General features: G+C 54.0%; 19 protein-coding genes. 9 read left to right on the top strand and 10 right to left on the bottom strand.

Annotation, left to right across the window (positions count from 1 at the left end; genetic code table 11):
• Together DL88_RS19110 and DL88_RS19105 are read right to left on the bottom strand one after the other, a co-directional pair.
• On the bottom strand, positions 1 to 246 hold a 246-nt coding region (locus DL88_RS19110), incomplete at its 3' end, for a transposase (RefSeq protein ID WP_034998700.1).
• A 233-nt stretch (positions 247 to 479) separates the two neighbouring features.
• Positions 480 to 1,523: a DUF2125 domain-containing protein gene (locus tag DL88_RS19105; protein WP_156971211.1), complete on the bottom strand. Its 1,044-nt coding sequence runs from the start codon at positions 1,521 to 1,523 to the stop codon at positions 480 to 482.
• A 56-nt stretch (positions 1,524 to 1,579) separates the two neighbouring features.
• On the opposite strand from DL88_RS19105, the gene DL88_RS19100 reads away from it, so the two are divergent.
• A complete protein-coding gene (locus DL88_RS19100) occupies positions 1,580 to 1,849 on the top strand; it encodes a hypothetical protein (protein WP_034999727.1) in 270 nt (89 codons plus the stop codon).
• A 40-nt stretch (positions 1,850 to 1,889) separates the two neighbouring features.
• Positions 1,890 to 2,450 carry a gamma-glutamylcyclotransferase gene (locus DL88_RS19095; protein WP_034999725.1) on the top strand — a complete coding sequence of 187 codons (561 nt, stop codon included), beginning with the start codon at positions 1,890 to 1,892 and terminating at the stop codon, positions 2,448 to 2,450.
• Positions 2,451 to 2,484: 34 nt separating this feature from the next.
• On the opposite strand, the gene DL88_RS19090 is transcribed toward DL88_RS19095, so the two are convergent.
• The 5 genes from DL88_RS19090 to DL88_RS19070 all read right to left on the bottom strand — a co-directional run bounded on the left by DL88_RS19090 (position 2,485) and on the right by DL88_RS19070 (position 6,604).
• Positions 2,485 to 3,036, bottom strand: coding sequence for a hypothetical protein (locus DL88_RS19090; protein WP_034999723.1), 552 nt, complete (start codon positions 3,034 to 3,036; stop codon positions 2,485 to 2,487).
• A gap of 132 nt (positions 3,037 to 3,168) precedes the next feature.
• Complete coding sequence (locus DL88_RS19085) at positions 3,169 to 3,948, bottom strand: lysophospholipid acyltransferase family protein (protein WP_034999720.1); 780 nt, start codon at positions 3,946 to 3,948, stop codon at positions 3,169 to 3,171.
• A gap of 232 nt (positions 3,949 to 4,180) precedes the next feature.
• The gene (locus DL88_RS19080) at positions 4,181 to 4,411 is read right to left on the bottom strand and encodes a helix-turn-helix domain-containing protein (RefSeq protein WP_034999718.1); all 231 of its coding nucleotides are present in this window, start codon (positions 4,409 to 4,411) and stop codon (positions 4,181 to 4,183) included.
• A gap of 162 nt (positions 4,412 to 4,573) precedes the next feature.
• The gene (locus DL88_RS19075) at positions 4,574 to 5,887 is read right to left on the bottom strand and encodes a type 2 periplasmic-binding domain-containing protein (protein WP_034999717.1); all 1,314 of its coding nucleotides are present in this window, start codon (positions 5,885 to 5,887) and stop codon (positions 4,574 to 4,576) included.
• 477 nt (positions 5,888 to 6,364) lie between these two features.
• Complete coding sequence (locus tag DL88_RS19070) at positions 6,365 to 6,604, bottom strand: hypothetical protein (protein ID WP_156971210.1); 240 nt, start codon at positions 6,602 to 6,604, stop codon at positions 6,365 to 6,367.
• 531 nt (positions 6,605 to 7,135) lie between these two features.
• Between DL88_RS19070 and DL88_RS19065 the strand changes: the two genes are divergently transcribed.
• Complete coding sequence (locus DL88_RS19065) at positions 7,136 to 8,125, top strand: catalase family peroxidase (RefSeq protein WP_034999714.1); 990 nt, start codon at positions 7,136 to 7,138, stop codon at positions 8,123 to 8,125.
• Between the two features lie 239 nt (positions 8,126 to 8,364).
• Here the strand turns inward: DL88_RS19065 and rho are convergent, their stop codons facing one another.
• A complete protein-coding gene (gene rho / locus DL88_RS19060; protein WP_034999712.1) occupies positions 8,365 to 9,633 on the bottom strand; it encodes a transcription termination factor Rho in 1,269 nt (422 codons plus the stop codon).
• Between the two features lie 156 nt (positions 9,634 to 9,789).
• Here rho and DL88_RS19055 point away from each other — a divergent pair, with 156 nt between their 5' ends.
• Positions 9,790 to 10,068 carry a hypothetical protein gene (locus DL88_RS19055; protein ID WP_034999711.1) on the top strand — a complete coding sequence of 93 codons (279 nt, stop codon included), beginning with the start codon at positions 9,790 to 9,792 and terminating at the stop codon, positions 10,066 to 10,068.
• Between the two features lie 140 nt (positions 10,069 to 10,208).
• Here the strand turns inward: DL88_RS19055 and DL88_RS19050 are convergent, their stop codons facing one another.
• On the bottom strand, positions 10,209 to 10,583 hold the full coding sequence (locus DL88_RS19050) for a CopD family protein (RefSeq protein ID WP_051956194.1): 375 nt from the start codon (positions 10,581 to 10,583) through the stop codon (positions 10,209 to 10,211).
• Between the two features lie 254 nt (positions 10,584 to 10,837).
• A complete protein-coding gene (gene hemE, locus DL88_RS19045; RefSeq protein WP_084705300.1) occupies positions 10,838 to 11,890 on the bottom strand; it encodes a uroporphyrinogen decarboxylase in 1,053 nt (350 codons plus the stop codon).
• Positions 11,891 to 12,977: 1,087 nt separating this feature from the next.
• Between hemE and DL88_RS19040 the strand changes: the two genes are divergently transcribed.
• The 5 genes from DL88_RS19040 (at position 12,978) to DL88_RS19025 (ending at position 17,583) form a co-directional block, all read left to right on the top strand.
• Complete coding sequence (locus DL88_RS19040; protein WP_034999707.1) at positions 12,978 to 13,817, top strand: pyruvate, water dikinase regulatory protein; 840 nt, start codon at positions 12,978 to 12,980, stop codon at positions 13,815 to 13,817.
• 16 nt (positions 13,818 to 13,833) lie between these two features.
• A complete protein-coding gene (locus tag DL88_RS19035) occupies positions 13,834 to 14,472 on the top strand; it encodes a Maf family protein (protein WP_034999705.1) in 639 nt (212 codons plus the stop codon).
• Positions 14,469 to 15,311: a shikimate dehydrogenase gene (locus tag DL88_RS19030; protein ID WP_034999703.1), complete on the top strand. Its 843-nt coding sequence runs from the start codon at positions 14,469 to 14,471 to the stop codon at positions 15,309 to 15,311. Before DL88_RS19035 ends, DL88_RS19030 begins: the two co-directional genes overlap by 4 nt.
• A 471-nt stretch (positions 15,312 to 15,782) precedes the next feature.
• A complete protein-coding gene (locus DL88_RS20520) occupies positions 15,783 to 16,073 on the top strand; it encodes a hypothetical protein (RefSeq protein ID WP_156971209.1) in 291 nt (96 codons plus the stop codon).
• A gap of 10 nt (positions 16,074 to 16,083) precedes the next feature.
• Positions 16,084 to 17,583, top strand: a complete 1,500-nt coding sequence (locus DL88_RS19025; RefSeq protein ID WP_034999701.1) for a phosphomannomutase/phosphoglucomutase — start codon at positions 16,084 to 16,086, stop codon at positions 17,581 to 17,583.
• The last annotated feature ends 6 nt before the right edge of the window (positions 17,584 to 17,589 follow it).

Below are 17,589 nucleotides of genomic sequence, written 5' to 3'. Positions count from 1 at the left end.
ACCTTCGGTCTCATTCAAGGCTTCGAGCAGCGTTTCCCACAATCCAGCCAGCGTCCAGCGCCGAAACTGGCGATAAACTGATGACCATTTGCCGAAATGCTCGTGCAAATCGCGCCATTGCACGCCCGTGCGGGAAATCCAGAAAATACCATCAAGAACAAGGCGATGGTCCTTCGCGCGTCGCCCGCTATGCGGCCCGCGCCGCGTCACGAACGGCTCAAGACAGGCCCATTCTTCATCCGACATCAGCCCACGAATCAAAGTCGCCTCCTTCTGAAAGCGACTTTGAATCAGAACCTTCGCAACTTGGGAATCCTATTCGTCAACAGGACCTAGAATGCAAGAAGCAGCGGTCTTCATTTCTCTTTCTTCAAAAGAAATCGCCTGCAAAGAACCGTGTCTCTTCTCAAGAGGGGCTGAGAAACAGAACATCGAGGACCATTTTTCTTCATTCCCGTAGACGGACCACAAACCCCTTCTCAATAGAGAGGAGGCCAAGAAAGCGGCGTGCGGACCGGTCCGATATAGAGCCAGCCTTCCGAAATGCGCATCGGCAGACGCAATGCCGAATCACTTTCCTGTTTTGTCGATCCTCTGTTGCCGCCAAACAGACTGTTCAGGAGCGAGCCTGCCTGTACAAGCGACGGATTGACACCATAGGACCGTAAAAGGTCATCAAGACCACTGAAACGTGCCTGCATGCGGCCTGTCGGACGATGCTGACTGTCGAGCGCGAGATTGCCTTCAAGACCAAAATGGACCTGTCCCTTGGTCAACCATGCATTCGTGAATGTGATAGAACCGCCGGCCTGTCTCCAAGCGTCAATCTGATCGAGCAGCAACCCGCCCGGAACAAAACGCAATTGTGTCAGACTGCCATCGGCGCCAAGATCAGCCGGTACGGTCGTATCAAAGAAAGCATCAAGCGCCGCCAGTCTGACGCCCTGCGCATTCAGGTGAAAATCATAAGCGAAATCGGAGCGATTCCGGAGAGATTCCAGCGATGCCTTGATGTCGTCCACTTCTGCAGCAAAAGGACCAAAATCACTGCTCCGCCCGCTCAAATCGAGCTTGCGCGCATCAAGCCGCCAATGGTCAAAAATGCCGTTATCGCCATTGAGTTCGAGCCCCAGTTCATCCCAGTTCAAGGTAATGTCGAAAGTCTCGTCGCGCGTATGCGCGGCAAAGGGCCCCTGAAGATGAGCGAAAATTCTATTTGGTGCCTGAAGGGCCGCCGAAGCCGTAAATCCTGCTAGATTCCCTTCGACGACACGCCCTTCGATTTCACCCTGAAAACGTGGCTTGGTGCAGGCAACAATGATCTCGAAAGGAAAGCCTGAAAGCTGACGGTCAGGGCAGGTCCAGCGCCGGCCAAGCGACGCCTCCTGCTGCTGCCAAAGATCGAGAGCGGCTTCCGTCTCACGAGCCATGTAATGCCAGAACAGCCAGCCTCCGAGAAAACCAAGCCCTACGAGGATCAATGGGAGGAACAGCAAAATCCGGGACAAACGCCGCCAATTCATGAGCGTGCGCTCTTGCCTTTGATCAAAGCCCGGCCGGTCATCAGACGATATTTCCAATGGTCAATCCAATCCGTTGGAGCGGGGTGTGCCTCGGTTCGATCTTTTCGCAACGCCTTTTCGCTGAACCTGCTCTATTTCCCAAATGGAGCCAGATTGCGGATTTCTGGTCTGTTCCAGAGCCAAGCGGCGGTACCGTCAAGACATTGAAGCTCAAGACCATTCAGCCTCGTTTCAACCTGTCCGACGATCGCGTGAGCGCATCTTTGAATCAAAAAATGACAAAGACAATTCGCTTTACCCTGGACACTCTTGCGTGTCCAAAGTGATTTGTCCCAAGATGCGGGATGGCGGAATGAAGCTTTGGCAATGACGGACAAGGATCTTTGGATTTTCGGCTATGGATCGCTCATGTGGCGGCCAGGCTTCACCTTCGAAGAACAAGCGGTTGCCCATATCCACGGCTATCATCGCTCCCTCTGTATCTATTCGCATGTTCACCGCGGAACAGAGGAGCAACCCGGTCTGGTCCTTGGCCTCGACCGGGGAGGCTCCTGCAAGGGAATGGCGTTTCGGGTCTCGGCCGCCTCTGTGAAAACGACACTGGTTTATCTTCGAGGCCGTGAGCAAGCGACCGGAGTCTATCGCGAAATCCACCTGCACGCGGCGCTTTCAGATGGCCGCCGCGTCGAGGCACTGGCCTATGCCGCCGATCAGAGCCATGCTCAATATGCTGGACGGCTCGATCGTAGGGATGCCTTGCGTCTCGTCCTGCAAGGCAATGGAATTTCCGGTAACAATCCCGATTATGTCTGCAATACGCTCAACCATCTGCGGGCGCTCGACATTCGCGACGATTATCTCGAATGGCTCGTCCGTCAGCTCGCCGAAGATGGAGGGAAATCAGAAGCCGAAGGAAGCTGTCTTTGAGGTAGTAAGCGATTTTTAACGATCCGAAATCGCTTCAAAGAATGCGAATGAGGCCGCCGAGATCGGCAATGACCGCGCGTCGATCCCGTTTCTCTTCCGCAAGGAGATGGATATGCCATTCTTGCGTTCCTTGCATCAGGGCAGCCTCGATCTCTCCTGGATGACCGAGAAATCGATCGCCTTCCCAGCCGAATTCAAAAATGCGAATGAGACGATAATGTCCTCTGCCCTCGCTGCGCGCGGCAAGAGCTATCCCCGTTGCAAAATCCGGCAAGCCACCGAAAAGCGCATCTGGAACGACGGGAAAAACGGAACAAACATATCGCCGGCCTGAAATGCCATTCCATCCGTGAAAACGTGAGGACAATGCTCCGCCCGCCAGAGCTTCGAGCGGACCGTTGCATAAGACGCGTGAAGACGTCTCGCAGGAATTCGACGTTATCGATTTGTTCTTTCTGGCGCCCGTTGAATCCCCATATCCGCTCTTCTCGTGCCGGAACTGATCGACACTCTCTCCCTCGATAGAGATAGCGCCACCACTCCCCGGAGCGGCCAGTGAAAGAGAAATCGGATGAACCACGCGCATCGCGGCTGCCTCTCGTTCAACGAAACGAGAACATAACTAGAACAAATGATTCGCTCTGTCAATCGCAGCGAGGTAGTGAAGTTTTTCAAGTCAAGTCGAGACTCGCAAATCTCTTATCCTAATCCCCACATCTCACAGGGCTTCTGGAGCAATTGTGGCATTTGCCGCAGCAAGTCCCTGTCCAAGCGACGGATCGGCTTTCAAAGCCTCCTGCATCAAACGATTGGTGGCGGCTTCGATTTGGGTTTCCAGCTCCTTCATGAAAGTCTTTTTATCAAGCCCCGGCGCGATCGGTTCGAGATATTCGATCACCACGGTTCCTGGCCGCCGCAGAAAACGCCGCCGCGGCCAGAACAGGCCCGTATTGACTGCGACAGGAACGCAGGGGACATGGCTTCCCGCATAAAGGAAGGCGACCCCCGCCTTATAATGCGCCGGCGCCCCTGGCGGACGGCGTGTTCCCTCGGGAAAGATGATGATTTGCCGGCCTTCACCGAGGATTTTGCCGGCTTGGCGCGTGAGATCATTCAACGCGGCGCTGCCCTTGGCGCGGTTGATGCCAATTTGTTCAGCCTTGGCGAGATACCAGCCAAAAAAGGGCAAAAGCATTAATTCCCGCTTGAGGATGTAGCTGAAATCCTCGGCATGAAGCGGGAGCAGCATGGTTTCCAGCATCGACTGATGCTTGCTCGCGATAATGCAGGCGCCCGCGGGAATATTTTCAAGATTCCTGAATTCGACCCGCATGCCGCAGATTTTTTCAAGCAGGAAAAGCGACGTCCGCCCCCAGCGCCGGCCGAGATTTTGGGCGGCGTGCCGGTCCTGAAACAGGCAGGGAAGACCGCTGAGAATCAAAAGGACCAGGACGAGGTAAAAGAGGATATTAAAAATGAGGGAGCGGATAAAAACCATGAATACACGCCTCTCGCCCAGTGCTGTCTCAAACGGAGACCAAGCGATTCTCCCGCAGGACGAGCGGCTAATGCGCGTTCGTCAGGTCCGAATCGTTTCGCTTATGAAAAACGGGCTGAGCCAATAAAATGCTCCCGCATTGAGATTCAACAGGAAAAGCAGCCGCCTTGCGATCCTGTCCCTTTCCCGATTGCCCCACGTGCTTCTCTGGGAAGCCATTTCGCCGGGATGATTAATCCTCAAACAACAGGCGCATCGGAATGCGCAGATGAAGCGTCACCGCGTAGAGCTGCATCGCGCTTAAATGAGCGCGGCCACCTTCAGCCCGTATCAGTTCCGATCGTGTCAGATGCAAAGCGTCGGCAAGTTCAGCAGGGCTGATACCTCTTTTCTCGCGCCATTGGCGCACGCGTGTCCCCACCGCCCGGTCCGCAGGATCAACCTCTGGAAAATTAATGATCATTTCCGTTCCTCCCAATCCATATCCAAAAGGAAACTCGAGGATTGGCGGAGACCAAACGCCGTAGAACGCCGATCGTTCAGGAAAACGAAGCGTCCGAAAGGCCTTCGCAAACTGAAGAAGCCGATGCGTCGGATCATCATTACGGATCGCAGTGACAACCCATCAAACCTCCTGCCTTGCCGCATGCCACAAAATCTGGCGGCGGCGGTCAATCGCATGACGCGCATGATCGATGGCAATGGAAAGAGTGGCTGATCCGCTTGCATCAGAAACCGGTTGAACCAACAGCCTTGCGACAAGTCCATCAAATTCATTTTCCAGCCGATCAATGGCTTCTGTATCGGCCTGTGTCGCCTGATCAGCTATGGAGATAAGCTGAGCGACCTCTTGAAGGCTTTGATCGGCCGCCTGGCCACTCAACCGCCCCCGGATCATGACGAGCGCCGAGCCGAGCACGCTGGCAATCATTGTTCCGATATAAAAATAATTCTGAAACTCATCAAGAAAACTGCGCTCGCCACCGCTGAGAAAAGCAGTGACGCCTGGGTGGATTGGCAGAATCGGATTTTTACTGTCAGGATCAGGCGCTTCTATCTCAGTGGCAACAGGACTGAGCTTGATGAGCTTGGCTCTGCTCGAAAAAAGGGAATCGGCGATGGCGCCAGCCACGACATTGGGCATTCGCTCCGGAACGACGAAGCGATAGGTCGCCGCAAGAACCGTCACCTGCTCATGCGGCGTGGCTGGCTTTGCTCTAAAGGCGCCAACAGGCACATCGAGTGTTTCAAAGCCTGGAAAACGTTTCGCGATCGCTTCCGCCTCATCAATATCGAGAATAGTGGGAGTCCCCTTGGTCCCGCGCGCAACCGCCGCGACTGTATCGACCACTTGGCCCGGACCCACAGGGCCGACAGAAAGAATAGCATCGACGCGCTTTTGCTGGACCGCCGGACCGATTTCATCATCCTTGAGAAATACCCGTTTCACGGCTGCCGCCGGAATATTGTAATAGCTCAGGATCGTATCGAGAACCCGTTCATTGTCCTTCTGAACAATGCTTTCAGGAATACCGACCGTTCTGCCATAAAGTTTCGTCACAGCATCGATCGCGGAATGTGGCGGCAGGACGAAGACAATAGCGACACGGCGCAGGATGGCGACTGTCATTCCATTTGTAGGGGGCGAGACATCGCTGCGGATAATAGCAAGATTGACATCATAATTCTCGATCGCTTTCGCGCTCGAGGCCAGATCCGGCTCGGAGACCATCACGAAATGTATCCGTGGATGCGCCGCCGTTGTCACATTGGCAAAAGCCTTCATGAATACATCCGCAGCACTTCCCAAGGGACCGGTCGTGACGCGAAGGTTTGCATGAGGTTTCAGAAAGTAGAGAACGCCAACGACTACGGCGACAGCCAGAAGCGCGAAGACGAGAGAAATCACCACAAGCCTGGGCGGTCTTATCCCGAACATCCTCTCGCCTCCCTCCCTGGCCTGATTTCATCTCCCACGCCTATACCCTGTCGTATTGATCATAACCCTCTGTGATCAATGCGATTTGGAAGAAGCGTTCAGACCCGTGGCGTTAGAAAACGCCTGATGGTCGATGAAGTTGCCAGGAATAGGCGACGATGCGGAATAAAACCGGTTGAGAAGCAGGAGTTCACCAAGGATAATCATATCGTGACCCGGCATGAGCCTGCGAGATCACGAAAATGCTTTCCGGCACAATCGACGGAAAGGCTGGAAAGTCAATTGTAGCCAAACAGACTTTCTAGAGCGTTCCAGATATATCCGGAACGCTCTAGAAAGAAAATTAGAGCATTTTCGGAAAATACTCTAAAGTGAGGCTGCGCACGAAATCGATACTGGTTAACACAACCATCAATGGATAGACAGAATTTCCGAGCCCACCTCGAGATCGTCTGGACACGAAAAAGATATTCCGTATCAATTCGGACCGCTGTTACCAATGTTCAGATTATCGTTCGTGGCGCTTCCTTCGCCCGCACAATAGACGTGATGCATGATAATGCCGGAATTATGCGCCGCTGTGAGATCAGCCGCCCCGTAAGAATTATGCGGGTGATGATGGTGAGTATAGGGTTCATGCAAAGTTCCAGCTAAACCAGCACCTGTCAGCCCGACCGAAACCATTGCAGCGAGCGCGAAGGATTTTCCCATAGTCATCGTTGTTACTCCTCAATCAGAACAATTCGTTCCGATTCATGATCGATAGTGAGATAGGTGCGGCAAAAGCCGCAGCAAGAGGTTCTATGTCACCCTTTTGTGACTTCCGGAACATGCCGTGTTTTTTCGCTGCGCCAGTGGCCAATTCTCTCTCAAACATCATGATGTTCGAGTAGCACGTGCACGAAAGATAATATTTTCAATTCCGGAGACATTTTTCCGAACATCAGGTCCCTCACCAACGGAGCGGGAGGCTGTCGTTGAGGCTGATGCTTTATCCTATGGCTCTGCGAATACGCTTTCTGCCGACATTGTCGGATCAGATCAAAACCATATGTCTCAACTCATGTACCTGTCGATCCGCTCAATCTGATGGCGATGTGTCATGCCCGTCGCCATCAGATAGTCAAAGAGACTTCAAAAAACTCTGAAACACTCTATTATATTGGAAACAACAATCGGTCTTGATCGTCCTTCACGCCAATCAAGCAAACCGAGCTTTCCTCTGCTGATCAAGCAAAAGGCCAATTCATGAAACATTCCCTTGTGATCGCCGCCTTTCTCGCCGGAACAGGGTGGCTCTTCAATACGGCGTCCGTTGCTGTGGCCGATGAAGCAACGCTCGAGACAAAACTCGTCGACCAATTCATAACTCTATTCGGCAATCACCCAGGTTTCCGCGTCAATCATGCCAAGGGTATTGTCGCCGAAGGCGTCTTCAAGGGATCGCCACAGGCCGCGAAATTCAGCAAGGCCGCTCTCTTTACCGGAGACACCATTCCGGTCACGATCCGGTTTTCCGATCCGACAGGAATTCCCACGATCCCCGACGGTTCGCCCAAAGCCATTCCCAATGGTCTCGCCATCAAATATCATTTCAAGGATGGGAGCGAAACCGATATGGTGTTGAACTCATTGAAGTTCTTTCCCGTAGCCACGGCGCAGGATTTCCTTCAGCTGTTGCAGGCGATCGGCGCCAGCCAGCCTGATTCCCAAAAGCCGACCGCACTGGAACGTTTCGTAGCAACACACCCTTCAGTCCCTGCCGCCAATGCCACCATCGCAACGCCCGCAAGCTATGCGACGCAGCATTATTTTGGCATCAACGCCTTCATTTTTGTCAATGCGGAAGGAAAGAAACAGGCCGTCCGCTATCAAGCCATTCCGGAACAGCTCGAACATCTGACGCCGGAGGAAGCCGCCAAGCGTCCGGATAATTTCCTCTCCGACGATCTGCGCCACCGCCTCGAGAAAAATCCCGTCGTTTTCCATTTGAAGGCGCAGCTTGCGGCCAAGGAGGATCAGACCAAGGATCCGAGCAAGCCGTGGCCGGATGATCGTGAAGTAATCGATCTCGGCACACTCACGATCCAAAAGGTCGTGCAGGACAATGAAACCGCACAAAAGTCACTTTTGTTTTTGCCGGGCCAGGTAACGGACGGCATAGAGATTAGCGATGATCCAATGATCGGCATACGCGATGGCGCCTATGCGATTTCCTTCTCCCATCGGGCGCAGTAACGGAAATTTCTAAGCGCTACACGACGACAGCACAGAACCAGGAAAGAAATATCTTTTTGGTTTCAGTACCGTTGAGAGAAACGATGAACAGTACGCGCTATGATTATTGAAAACGCATCAGACCCAAAAGTGAATTCACTTTTGGGTCTGATTTTATCCGCTGATTTCAGAAATTCATCTGACGTAGAATATACCAAGGCCTGCAGATCAACTTTAAAACAATGACCTACGGATCCTGCTTATGTATTCATCGCCTCAAAGAAAGTGGCATTGCCCTTCGGCGTCTCGCGGAGTTTACCGAGCAGGAATTCAATTCCGTCGACTGTGCCCATCGGATTGAGGATACGCCGCAGGACATACATTTTCTTGAGAACATCAGGCGACACAAGCAATTCCTCCTTGCGCGTGCCGGAACGCGTGATGTCGATCGCCGGAAAGACGCGTTTGTCGGCGACCTTGCGATCAAGGATGATTTCCGAATTGCCGGTGCCCTTGAATTCCTCGAAGATCACTTCATCCATGCGCGAGCCCGTGTCGATCAGAGCCGTCGCGATGATGGTCAGTGAACCACCTTCCTCAATATTGCGGGCGGCACCGAAAAACCGCTTCGGCCGCTGCAGCGCATTGGCATCAACACCACCGGTCAACACCTTACCGGAAGATGGCACCACAGTGTTATAGGCGCGGCCGAGGCGCGTGATGGAATCGAGCAGGATCACAACGTCGCGGCCATGTTCGACCAGCCTCTTGGCCTTTTCGATCACCATTTCCGCAACCTGGACATGGCGCACCGCCGGCTCGTCGAACGTCGAGGAAATCACCTCGCCCTTCACCGAGCGCTGCATATCCGTGACTTCCTCCGGCCGTTCGTCGATCAGGAGAACGATCAGATAGCATTCCGGATGATTGGCCGTCACCGATTGGGCGATATTCTGCAGAAGTACGGTCTTGCCGGTGCGCGGAGGCGCGACGATCAAAGCACGCTGGCCCTTGCCGATCGGTGCAACAATGTCGATTACGCGGGCAGAAAGATCCTTTTTAGTCGGATCCTCGATTTCGAGTTTCAGACGCTCGTTCGGATAGAGCGGCGTCAAATTATCGAAATGGACCTTGTGCCGGACCTTTTCCGGATCCTCGAAATTGATCGTATTGACCTTGAGAAGCGCGAAATAGCGTTCGCCTTCCTTCGGGCTGCGGATCAACCCTTCAACCGTATCGCCCGTGCGCAAGCCAAAACGCCTGATCTGCGAGGGCGAAACGTAAATATCATCGGGGCCAGCAAGATAATTGGACTCAGGCGACCGCAAGAAGCCAAATCCATCCTGCAGGACTTCGATGACACCCTCGCCGATGATTTCAACATCACGGCTGGCCAATTGTTTGAGAATCGCAAACATCAATTCCTGTTTGCGCATGATCGAGGCATTTTCGACCTCGTGCTCCTCGGCAAAGGCCAATAATTCGGTCGGCGACTTGAGTTTCAAGTCCTGCAGTTTGATTTCCCGCATCGGGATGAAGTCCTTGGGAAAAGAGATCCTGGTGTGAGGAGAATCCGGAAGGTATTACGGACGATGAAGGGTCGAACACGCTCCTTGGAGCGTTGTTTCGGCCGGGACCGGTGCATTCTTGCAAGCCCGGTCTCTGGTGCACTTGGAGTGTCCAGCATGCCTGAGCCGGAAGCTATCCGGCGCTCAAAGCTCGACCTGAAGGGAGGGAACAGAAGACTAACCTATTTGATCATCCTGGAAAAGAAAAACTACGAAAACGGCGGAAAGATCCATGATGCCGAAAGATCCTTGATGGAGGAGTCGCTCGGCCGGAGAAATTGGCAAGGCCGCGGCAAATTGGAAATATCTTCCGTCGAATCACCTGAAATCACCCATTGGAACTATCCAACGGCAATGACGGAAGCAAAACCCGTGCACTGTTGCTTGTCGGATTAGCGCGGAAGGATTGCGACTTGTATCGCTTCGCGGTCCATTCAAGCGATTTCGTGTTCAATTCCAATCAAAGCAGAAGCTTTTGCCCCTCCTGCCTGAAGGAATGTTTAGGCGGGTAAACCCGGGGGCGTTCAGCCTTTCGGCTAAAAGGGTTTAACGACGACCAAAGCGACGATGCCGATCATGAGGAGCGTCGGAACCTCGTTGATCACGCGGTAAAAACCGGAAGAATGCCGATTTTCGCCCCTGGCGAAGTCTTTTCTCAAGCGCGAGAAATAGCCATGCACCGCTGAGAGCAGGATAACAAAGGCAAGTTTGCCATGCAACCACCCGGCTTGAAAGAAATGACCTTGCCAGGCCAGAAACAGGCCGCTCACCCAGGCCGTCAGCATGGCGGGCGTCATAATGCCGCTCAGGAGCCTGCGTTCCATAATGCCGAAGGTAATATCTTGATCCGATCCGACAGGACTGTCGGAATGATAGACGAAAAGCCGAGGCAGATAGAGCATTCCGGCCATCCAGGAGATGATGGCAAGAATATGCAAGGTCTTGATCCAGAGATAGAGATTGGACAACGGCCTCTCCAGGAGAACTCAAAAGAGCAAGTTCAAGGAAGGAATTCAAAGAAAAATTTTGGCTGAAACCATCGTTTCGCCAATCCACCGGTCATTTCAAACCGCAAATCGTCTCACGCGCCGCGATTGGCTTCCGCCAAGATATTGTCGTTGCCCCGGTGCTGCGCAGCCGCAACAGCCGAAAACAGCACGTAGCATCAACCACGCACCAGCGTCAGCAGCCTTTCCACATGCGCGATCGGCGTCGCCGGTAGAATTCCATGCCCGAGATTGAAAATGAATGGCCTGCCGCGCAATTCCCCAAGAATTGAGGCAACCCCTTTTTCGAGCGCGGCACCCCCGGCAAGCAGCGCGAGTGGATCGAGATTGCCCTGGAGCACGAGATCGGGATCGAGCCGCGCAGCAAAGGCCAGTTCAGCGCTGCTGTCGAGCCCCAGCACATCAACTCCGGTTTCCACAGCAAAATCATTGAGCCGCGTGCCGATGCCACGCGGAAAACCAATGATCACGGCATTCGGACGGCGCTGCCGCACGCCGGCGACGATGGCCCGGATGGGAGCGAGACACCAGGCTTCATATTCCGATTGAGGCAGAACGCCGGCCCAGGAATCGAAAATCTGGACGAGTTCGACACCCGCCTCAAACTGACGACAGAGATAGTCGATGCTGGCTGAGACAAGGCGATCGATCAGGCGCTGGAAAAGCGCCCGCTCACGATAGGCGAAGAGCCGGGCAGGCGCCTGATCAGGAGTGCCACGCCCCGCAATCATATAGCTTGCAACAGTCCATGGAGCCCCACAAAAACCAATCAGCGCAACGGATTTTGGAAGCACACCTGCGACGCGTTCCACTGTCTCGAAAACCGGGGCGACGACCGCAAGATCGATCTCTTCCCGCAGCTTGAGAAAGTCCTCGATTGTTTCAATTGGATCAAGGCGCGGTCCTTCTCCCTGCTCGAAGCGGACTTTCTGGCCGAGCGCATCCGGAATGACCAGAATATCGCTGAAGAGGATTGCCGCATCGAAACCGAACCGGCGTATCGGCTGTAGGGTCGCTTCACTGGCGGCAGCCGGATCGTAGCAGAAATCAAGAAAAGACGGGGCCTTCGCCCGGATAGCCCGATATTCGGGCAGGTAGCGCCCGGCTTGCCGCATGAGCCAGATTGGCGGCCTTGAAAGGATTTGACCCTGGCAAACATCGAGCAAGGGTTTGCCGGTTGTCGGCGCGGGTGGCACTGCCGCAGGCTCCAAGGACCTATCCTTCAAAACAATTTAAAAGATTCTTTTTAAAGAGGTTTTTTTAACTTCTTATTGGCAAGGAATTGGACTCATTCCGGGATTCGCACAATCCCTTCCCGCTTCATGCTTTTATCCTTGAAACTCACAAGCGCAAGCGTTGACCGCTGATTTTCGAAAATCTTCAAGGATTCAAGGGAATTGCGGTGCGAACAGAGGTTCTCGTCCACAGGAAGGAAGATTATCGCCGCAAATCACAGGATGGGTCGGACAAATGTGCCCAGCGGCGGGGATGTGGAGAAAGACCTCTATGAAAGCGCCCTAGCCGTGAACAAATCTGCGGGATCGTCCGGCTTGAGGACTTTTATCCACTCTTATGCAGAATAATCCCCACTTCTTACCGGTCCGTTAACAGGCTGGAATTTGGTGCTTGGGGATATCCGATAAAGGGTCCCGAGCTTACGAACTGCTACCGCCGAAGCGGCGCTGGATCGCCAGCAAAACGGAGAGTTCTTTAGGCTCATTTCGGTACGCTTCCCGACCTTGCCGCATGTCTTTACGGAAACGACGGGATTCCACTTATGCTTTGCATAGCTAGCAAGAAATTATGAAATAGAAACGACAGCGAATCTTCGTGCGAGCATGCTCGACTGTCAAGCTTCTGGCGATTGCTTCCCATGGCTCTGCATGAGGTAAGATTCGCGCAAGCAAAGGATTTTAAGACAGGAGCCATCTTCCTGATGAGCTTGGTCTTTCGCGGGCAGTCCCTCCGGTGATCGGGTTTCTCGGGAGGCGGGCTTCAGAAGCTTGTCCGAGCAGGTGGTCTCAACGAGAATGACTCATTGAGACTTGGCGCCTTGAGACTTGGCTCCGCGTTGCGGGGTGCCTTTCCGCCGGACCTCATTGATCCCAAGCTGTTGGGATCAATGAGACTGGGCATAATGTCTGGTTTGATGGTCCGAAAAAGGTCTCCGGGGGTGCCCTTGAGACGCTCCCGGTTTTTCGCTACCCCTAAATAAAGTGAAATTTTCGAGCGGAACCGGGAATCATCCTCGCGATGCCGGTCCGTTTTGCGGCAGGATGAGATGTGGTGGAAGCTCACATGGGACGCAATTTCTTTCACCTGCATCTCATTTCCGATTCAACCGGCGAAACCCTGATCGCTGTGAGTCATGCCGTAACCGCGCAATATCAGGGCATTACCTCAATCGAACATATGTATCCGCTGGTGCGCACCAGGGCGCAGCTCGACAAGGCGATCAACGAGATCGAGACGTCGCCAGGCATCGTTCTGTTCACGCTGGTTGATCCGGAATTGACCCAGGTGCTCGAAGAGGCCTGCCAGGCGTTGGGTCTGCCCTGCCTTTCCGTCCTGCAGCCGATCATGAGCCTGTTCCAGTCCTACCTCGGCGCCACCTCGACGTCGCGGCCCGGCGCGCAGCATATTCTCAATGCCGATTATTTCCGCCGCATCGATGCACTGAATTTCACGCTTTTGCATGATGATGGCATGTTGCCGGAAAATTATGAGGAGGCGGATATCGTCCTTCTCGGCGTCAGCCGCAGTTCGAAGACGCCAACAAGTATCTATCTCGCCAATCGCGGGATCAAGACGGCTAATATTCCGCTCGTCCCCAATATGCCTCTGCCGCGTTCGGTGTTGAATCTGAAACATCCACTGGTGGTGGGTTTATTCGCCTCGCCGGAAAGAATCGTCCAGATCCGCGAAAATCGGCTTTTATCCTTGAATGCCTCGCCGGATTCCGCCTATGTCGACCGGCTGGCAGTGGCCGATGAGGTCGCCCGGTCACGCCGTCTTTTCGCAGAGCATAGCTGGCCGATGATTGATGTCACCCGTCGCTCGATCGAGGAAACGGCGGCGGCGATCATGGACCTTCATCGGATCCATCGGCTGAAACAGGGACATGAAGCCGCGTCATGAAGCATGAGGGCTGCTGATGATACGCGTGGAGGCACCGGCAAAACATCTGTGGCGCAATCCACTGCCGCTCGTCCTCGCTTCGAAAAGCCAGGCGCGCCGAGAGCTTTTGGCGGCGACAGGTCTTCCTTTCGAATGTATCGATGCGGCGCTCGATGAGCGTAATGTCGAGGCGCCGCTGCGGCGTGAAGGCGTGCCGGCGGGAAACATCGCAGCTCATCTCGCAAAGGCCAAGGCGGAACAGATCAGCGCGCGGCGGCCGGACCATCTGGTGATTGGTGCCGATCAGGTCTTGAGCCTTGAAGGAGAGTTTTTTTCGAAGCCGCGCGATCTTGCGGAAGCGAAAGTGCATCTGAAGCGTTTTTCCGGCAAGACGCATGAATTGCATTCGGCACTTTGCATCGTGAGAGGGGGCTCCGTTCTTTTTGCCTGCGCGCCCGTCGCCTTCATGCATATGCGCGCGCTCTCGACGGATTTCATCGACGCTTATGTAGAGGCGGCTGGCGATGATGTGCTGGGAAGCGTTGGATGTTATAGGCTCGAACATCTCGGCATTCATTTGTTCGAGGCGATCGAGGCCGATCAATCGACCATTATGGGTTTGCCGCTCCTGCCCCTTCTCGCCTTCCTGCGCGCGGAAGGCAGCCTGATTGGATGAATTCCTTGCCAGCTCCAAAGGTTTGCGTGATCGGTTATCCGATCAAACATTCGCGGTCGCCGCTGATTCATAATTTTTGGCTGAAAAGGTACGGAATTTCCGGAACCTATGAAAAGCGGGAGGTCGCGCCCGAAGAGCTCGCCGAATTCTTGCGCGATCTCGAGAACAATGGTTTCGTCGGCGCGAATGTGACCCTGCCGCACAAGGAAAGTGCTTTCGGCCTGTGCGATGAGGTAAGCGATGAAGCGCGCCAGCTCGGCGCGGTCAACACTTTATATCAGCGGGATGGTCGCCTTATAGGCCATAATACTGATGGCGAAGGATTCCTTGCGGCTCTCGACCAGGAGGCAGCGGGTTGGGATGCACCTCTGCGGCGTGCCGTCGTCATTGGTGCCGGTGGCGCGGCTCGGGCTCTGGTCTTTGCGCTTCTGCGGCGTGGCGCTGAGGAAGTTGCAATCGTCAACCGCACGCTTGCGCGCAGCCAGGAGATTGCGGCGCAAGGCGGTCCGAGAGTCACTTGCCATTCCTTAGAAGATTTGCCTGAACTCTTGAAAACGACCGATTTGCTTGTCAATGCGACGTCTTTGGGAATGGTCGGGCAGGCACCGCTCGTGATCGACCTTGCTCCCCTGCCGCCAAATGCCGTGGTTGATGATATCGTCTATGTGCCCCTCGAAACCGATCTTCTGCGGCAAGCCCGCGAGCGCGGTTTGCGGTGTGTTGGCGGGCTCGGCATGTTGCTGTATCAGGCTGTTCCAGGGTTCAGGCTCTGGTTCGGCCGCACGCCCGAAGTGACGCCGGAACTGCGGGCTTTGATCGAGGCGGATATTGCCGGATGACGGCACCATGGATGTTTTTTTAAACCATATTGTTTTCAAATTCTTGAATAAGTGTTGATGGGCGTGGACTGGCCGATTCTTCGCGCAATGTGTTTTTGTGGCCGATAATTGAGCGAATGCTGCCTTTCATTGGACAATTGTTCATAATTCTATTGAAATAAGCGAGCATTTATTTCTCTCGACGGGGATCACCTGGTGTCTCTAGAATCAAGAAAGTTAAATAAAATCAATATAGTATATTTCGATGACGAAAGCATCTGGCGATTTCCAATTGTAAAATGAATATATTAGGGAATCACTTGGTGGTTCCCCTTTGTCGGGGAAGAATTGAGGCGGACGTTTGCGTTTCAAGAATTGTCGAGCGCTTCGTCACGCGAAAGGACCTTCGGTTCCTATTGAAGGCCGGGCAGTTTGATAGTCCGGGTTTGAAGAGAGGGCTGAATTGGTCAGTTAAAGATGAGCCTTTTATCCATGCTGACGCGCGAGTTTTGGCGTTTCCAAGTTCTCGTGTCTCTGAATTCTCACGTTTTAAGAAGAGGCGAATACAACAGTACAAACAAGAAAGCGGATAATCCTTTTCGTAAAAGCGATGCGTTCAGAAGAATTGTGTGCATCGCTCATGACTTTGATGCAGCGCATTGCGCTCTATCGGGGAGTTTTGAGGTGACATGGGATGGCTTCGCTATTTCCCGTCCTGCTTCCCGCCGATTGTTTCCAAGGAGAGCCGATGCAAATAGCGCATCGTTTTCTCAAGCCTATTGAAGGATGATTCATGTTCCCGAAGCCCGCGCCATTCCTGCAAACAAATACTTATGCTTATGAATCCTCTCCTATGGTCAAGGCGACCGGCTTTCGCGAATATGACGCGCGCTGGCTTTTCGAAAAGGAAATTAATCTCATGGGCGTGCAGGCGCTGGGGCTTGGCCTTGGCACCTTGCTTGCGGAAATGGGCGTGGCACCGGAAATCGTGACGGGCCATGATTTCCGCTCCTATTCCGCATCGATCAAGCTAGCTCTGGTCACGGGTCTGATGGCGGCGGGTGTGCGGGTCCATGATATCGGCCTTGCGCTTTCGCCAATGGCTTATTTCGCGCAATTTGCGCTCGATGTTCCGGCTGTCGCTATGGTGACGGCGTCGCATAATGACAATGGCTGGACCGGCGTGAAGATGGGCGCGCAGCGGCCGGTGACTTTCGGGCCGGATGAAATGGGCCGGCTCAAGGAAATCGTGCTGTCCGGTTCCTATCGCTATGCCGATGGCGGCAGCTATCGTTTCGTCGAGGATTTCCCCTCGGTCTATATCAATGATCTCACCACCCGTGCGCCGATCAAGCGCAAGCTCAAGGTCGTCGTCGCCTGCGGCAATGGAACGGCGGGCGCCTTTGCGCCGAAAGTCATCGAGAAGCTCGGTTGCGAGATCGTTCCCCTCGATACGGATCTCGATTATACTTTCCCCCATTACAATCCAAATCCCGAAGACCTGCATATGTTGCATGCCATGGCGGATAAGGTGCGTGAGACCGGCGCTGACCTCGGCCTTGGATTCGATGGCGATGGAGACCGCTGCGGCGTCGTCGACAATCATGGCGAGGAGATTTTCGCCGACAAGATCGGTGTCATGCTTGCCCGTGACCTGTCGAAACTGCATCCGCAATCGACCTTCGTGGTCGATGTCAAATCGACGGGTCTGTTCGCCACCGATCCGGAATTGCTGAAACAGGAAGTCAAGGCCGATTACTGGAAGACCGGTCATTCCTATATCAAGCGCCGGGTGACCGATCTCAAGGCTCTGGCTGGCTTCGAAAAATCCGGCCATTTCTTCTTCAATGCGCCGGTCGGACGTGGTTATGACGATGGTATCGTGACGGCGATCCATGTGCTCGACATGCTCGACCGCAATCCTGACAAGAGCATGTCGGACCTATATCAAGCTTTGCCGAAGACCTGGGGCTCGCCGACCATGTCGCCGCATTGCGACGACGAGAAGAAATATGATGTCGTCGAGAAAGTCGTCGATCGCTTCAAGGAGATGCAGGCCAAGGGCGATCTGTTCACTGGTCAGAAGATCCGCGATCTCGTCACCGTTAATGGCGTGCGCGTCACGACGGAAGATGGCACCTGGGGCCTGGTGCGCGCTTCCTCCAACAAGCCGGAACTGGTTGTCGTCGTTGAGAGCCCGGTGTCGGAAACGAGAATGCGCGACATGTTTGCTGCGGTCGATGGCGTGTTACGGGAAAATCCGGGCATCGGAGCTTATAATCAGACGATTTAACGCGAT

Origin of the sequence: Beijerinckia mobilis, assembly GCF_000745425.1 — a bacterium.
Classification (GTDB): Bacteria; Pseudomonadota; Alphaproteobacteria; order Rhizobiales; family Beijerinckiaceae; genus Beijerinckia; species Beijerinckia mobilis.
This window is presented reverse-complemented; position numbering and strand designations above follow the sequence as displayed.

Coding starts and splice junctions, on each gene's coding strand:
- DL88_RS19105 (WP_156971211.1), bottom strand. CDS start 1,523: ATGAATTGGCGGCGTTTGTCCCGGATTTTGCTGTTCCTCCCATTGATC.
- DL88_RS19100 (WP_034999727.1), top strand. CDS start 1,580: ATGGTCAATCCAATCCGTTGGAGCGGGGTGTGCCTCGGTTCGATCTTT.
- DL88_RS19095 (WP_034999725.1), top strand. CDS start 1,890: ATGACGGACAAGGATCTTTGGATTTTCGGCTATGGATCGCTCATGTGG.
- DL88_RS19090 (WP_034999723.1), bottom strand. CDS start 3,036: ATGCGCGTGGTTCATCCGATTTCTCTTTCACTGGCCGCTCCGGGGAGT.
- DL88_RS19085 (WP_034999720.1), bottom strand. CDS start 3,948: ATGGTTTTTATCCGCTCCCTCATTTTTAATATCCTCTTTTACCTCGTC.
- DL88_RS19080 (WP_034999718.1), bottom strand. CDS start 4,411: ATGATCATTAATTTTCCAGAGGTTGATCCTGCGGACCGGGCGGTGGGG.
- DL88_RS19075 (WP_034999717.1), bottom strand. CDS start 5,887: ATGTTCGGGATAAGACCGCCCAGGCTTGTGGTGATTTCTCTCGTCTTC.
- DL88_RS19070 (WP_156971210.1), bottom strand. CDS start 6,604: ATGACTATGGGAAAATCCTTCGCGCTCGCTGCAATGGTTTCGGTCGGG.
- DL88_RS19065 (WP_034999714.1), top strand. CDS start 7,136: ATGAAACATTCCCTTGTGATCGCCGCCTTTCTCGCCGGAACAGGGTGG.
- rho (WP_034999712.1), bottom strand. CDS start 9,633: ATGCGGGAAATCAAACTGCAGGACTTGAAACTCAAGTCGCCGACCGAA.
- DL88_RS19055 (WP_034999711.1), top strand. CDS start 9,790: ATGCCTGAGCCGGAAGCTATCCGGCGCTCAAAGCTCGACCTGAAGGGA.
- DL88_RS19050 (WP_051956194.1), bottom strand. CDS start 10,583: ATGGCCGGAATGCTCTATCTGCCTCGGCTTTTCGTCTATCATTCCGAC.
- DL88_RS19040 (WP_034999707.1), top strand. CDS start 12,978: ATGGGACGCAATTTCTTTCACCTGCATCTCATTTCCGATTCAACCGGC.
- DL88_RS19035 (WP_034999705.1), top strand. CDS start 13,834: ATGATACGCGTGGAGGCACCGGCAAAACATCTGTGGCGCAATCCACTG.
- DL88_RS19030 (WP_034999703.1), top strand. CDS start 14,469: ATGAATTCCTTGCCAGCTCCAAAGGTTTGCGTGATCGGTTATCCGATC.
- DL88_RS20520 (WP_156971209.1), top strand. CDS start 15,783: ATGCTGACGCGCGAGTTTTGGCGTTTCCAAGTTCTCGTGTCTCTGAAT.
- DL88_RS19025 (WP_034999701.1), top strand. CDS start 16,084: ATGTTCCCGAAGCCCGCGCCATTCCTGCAAACAAATACTTATGCTTAT.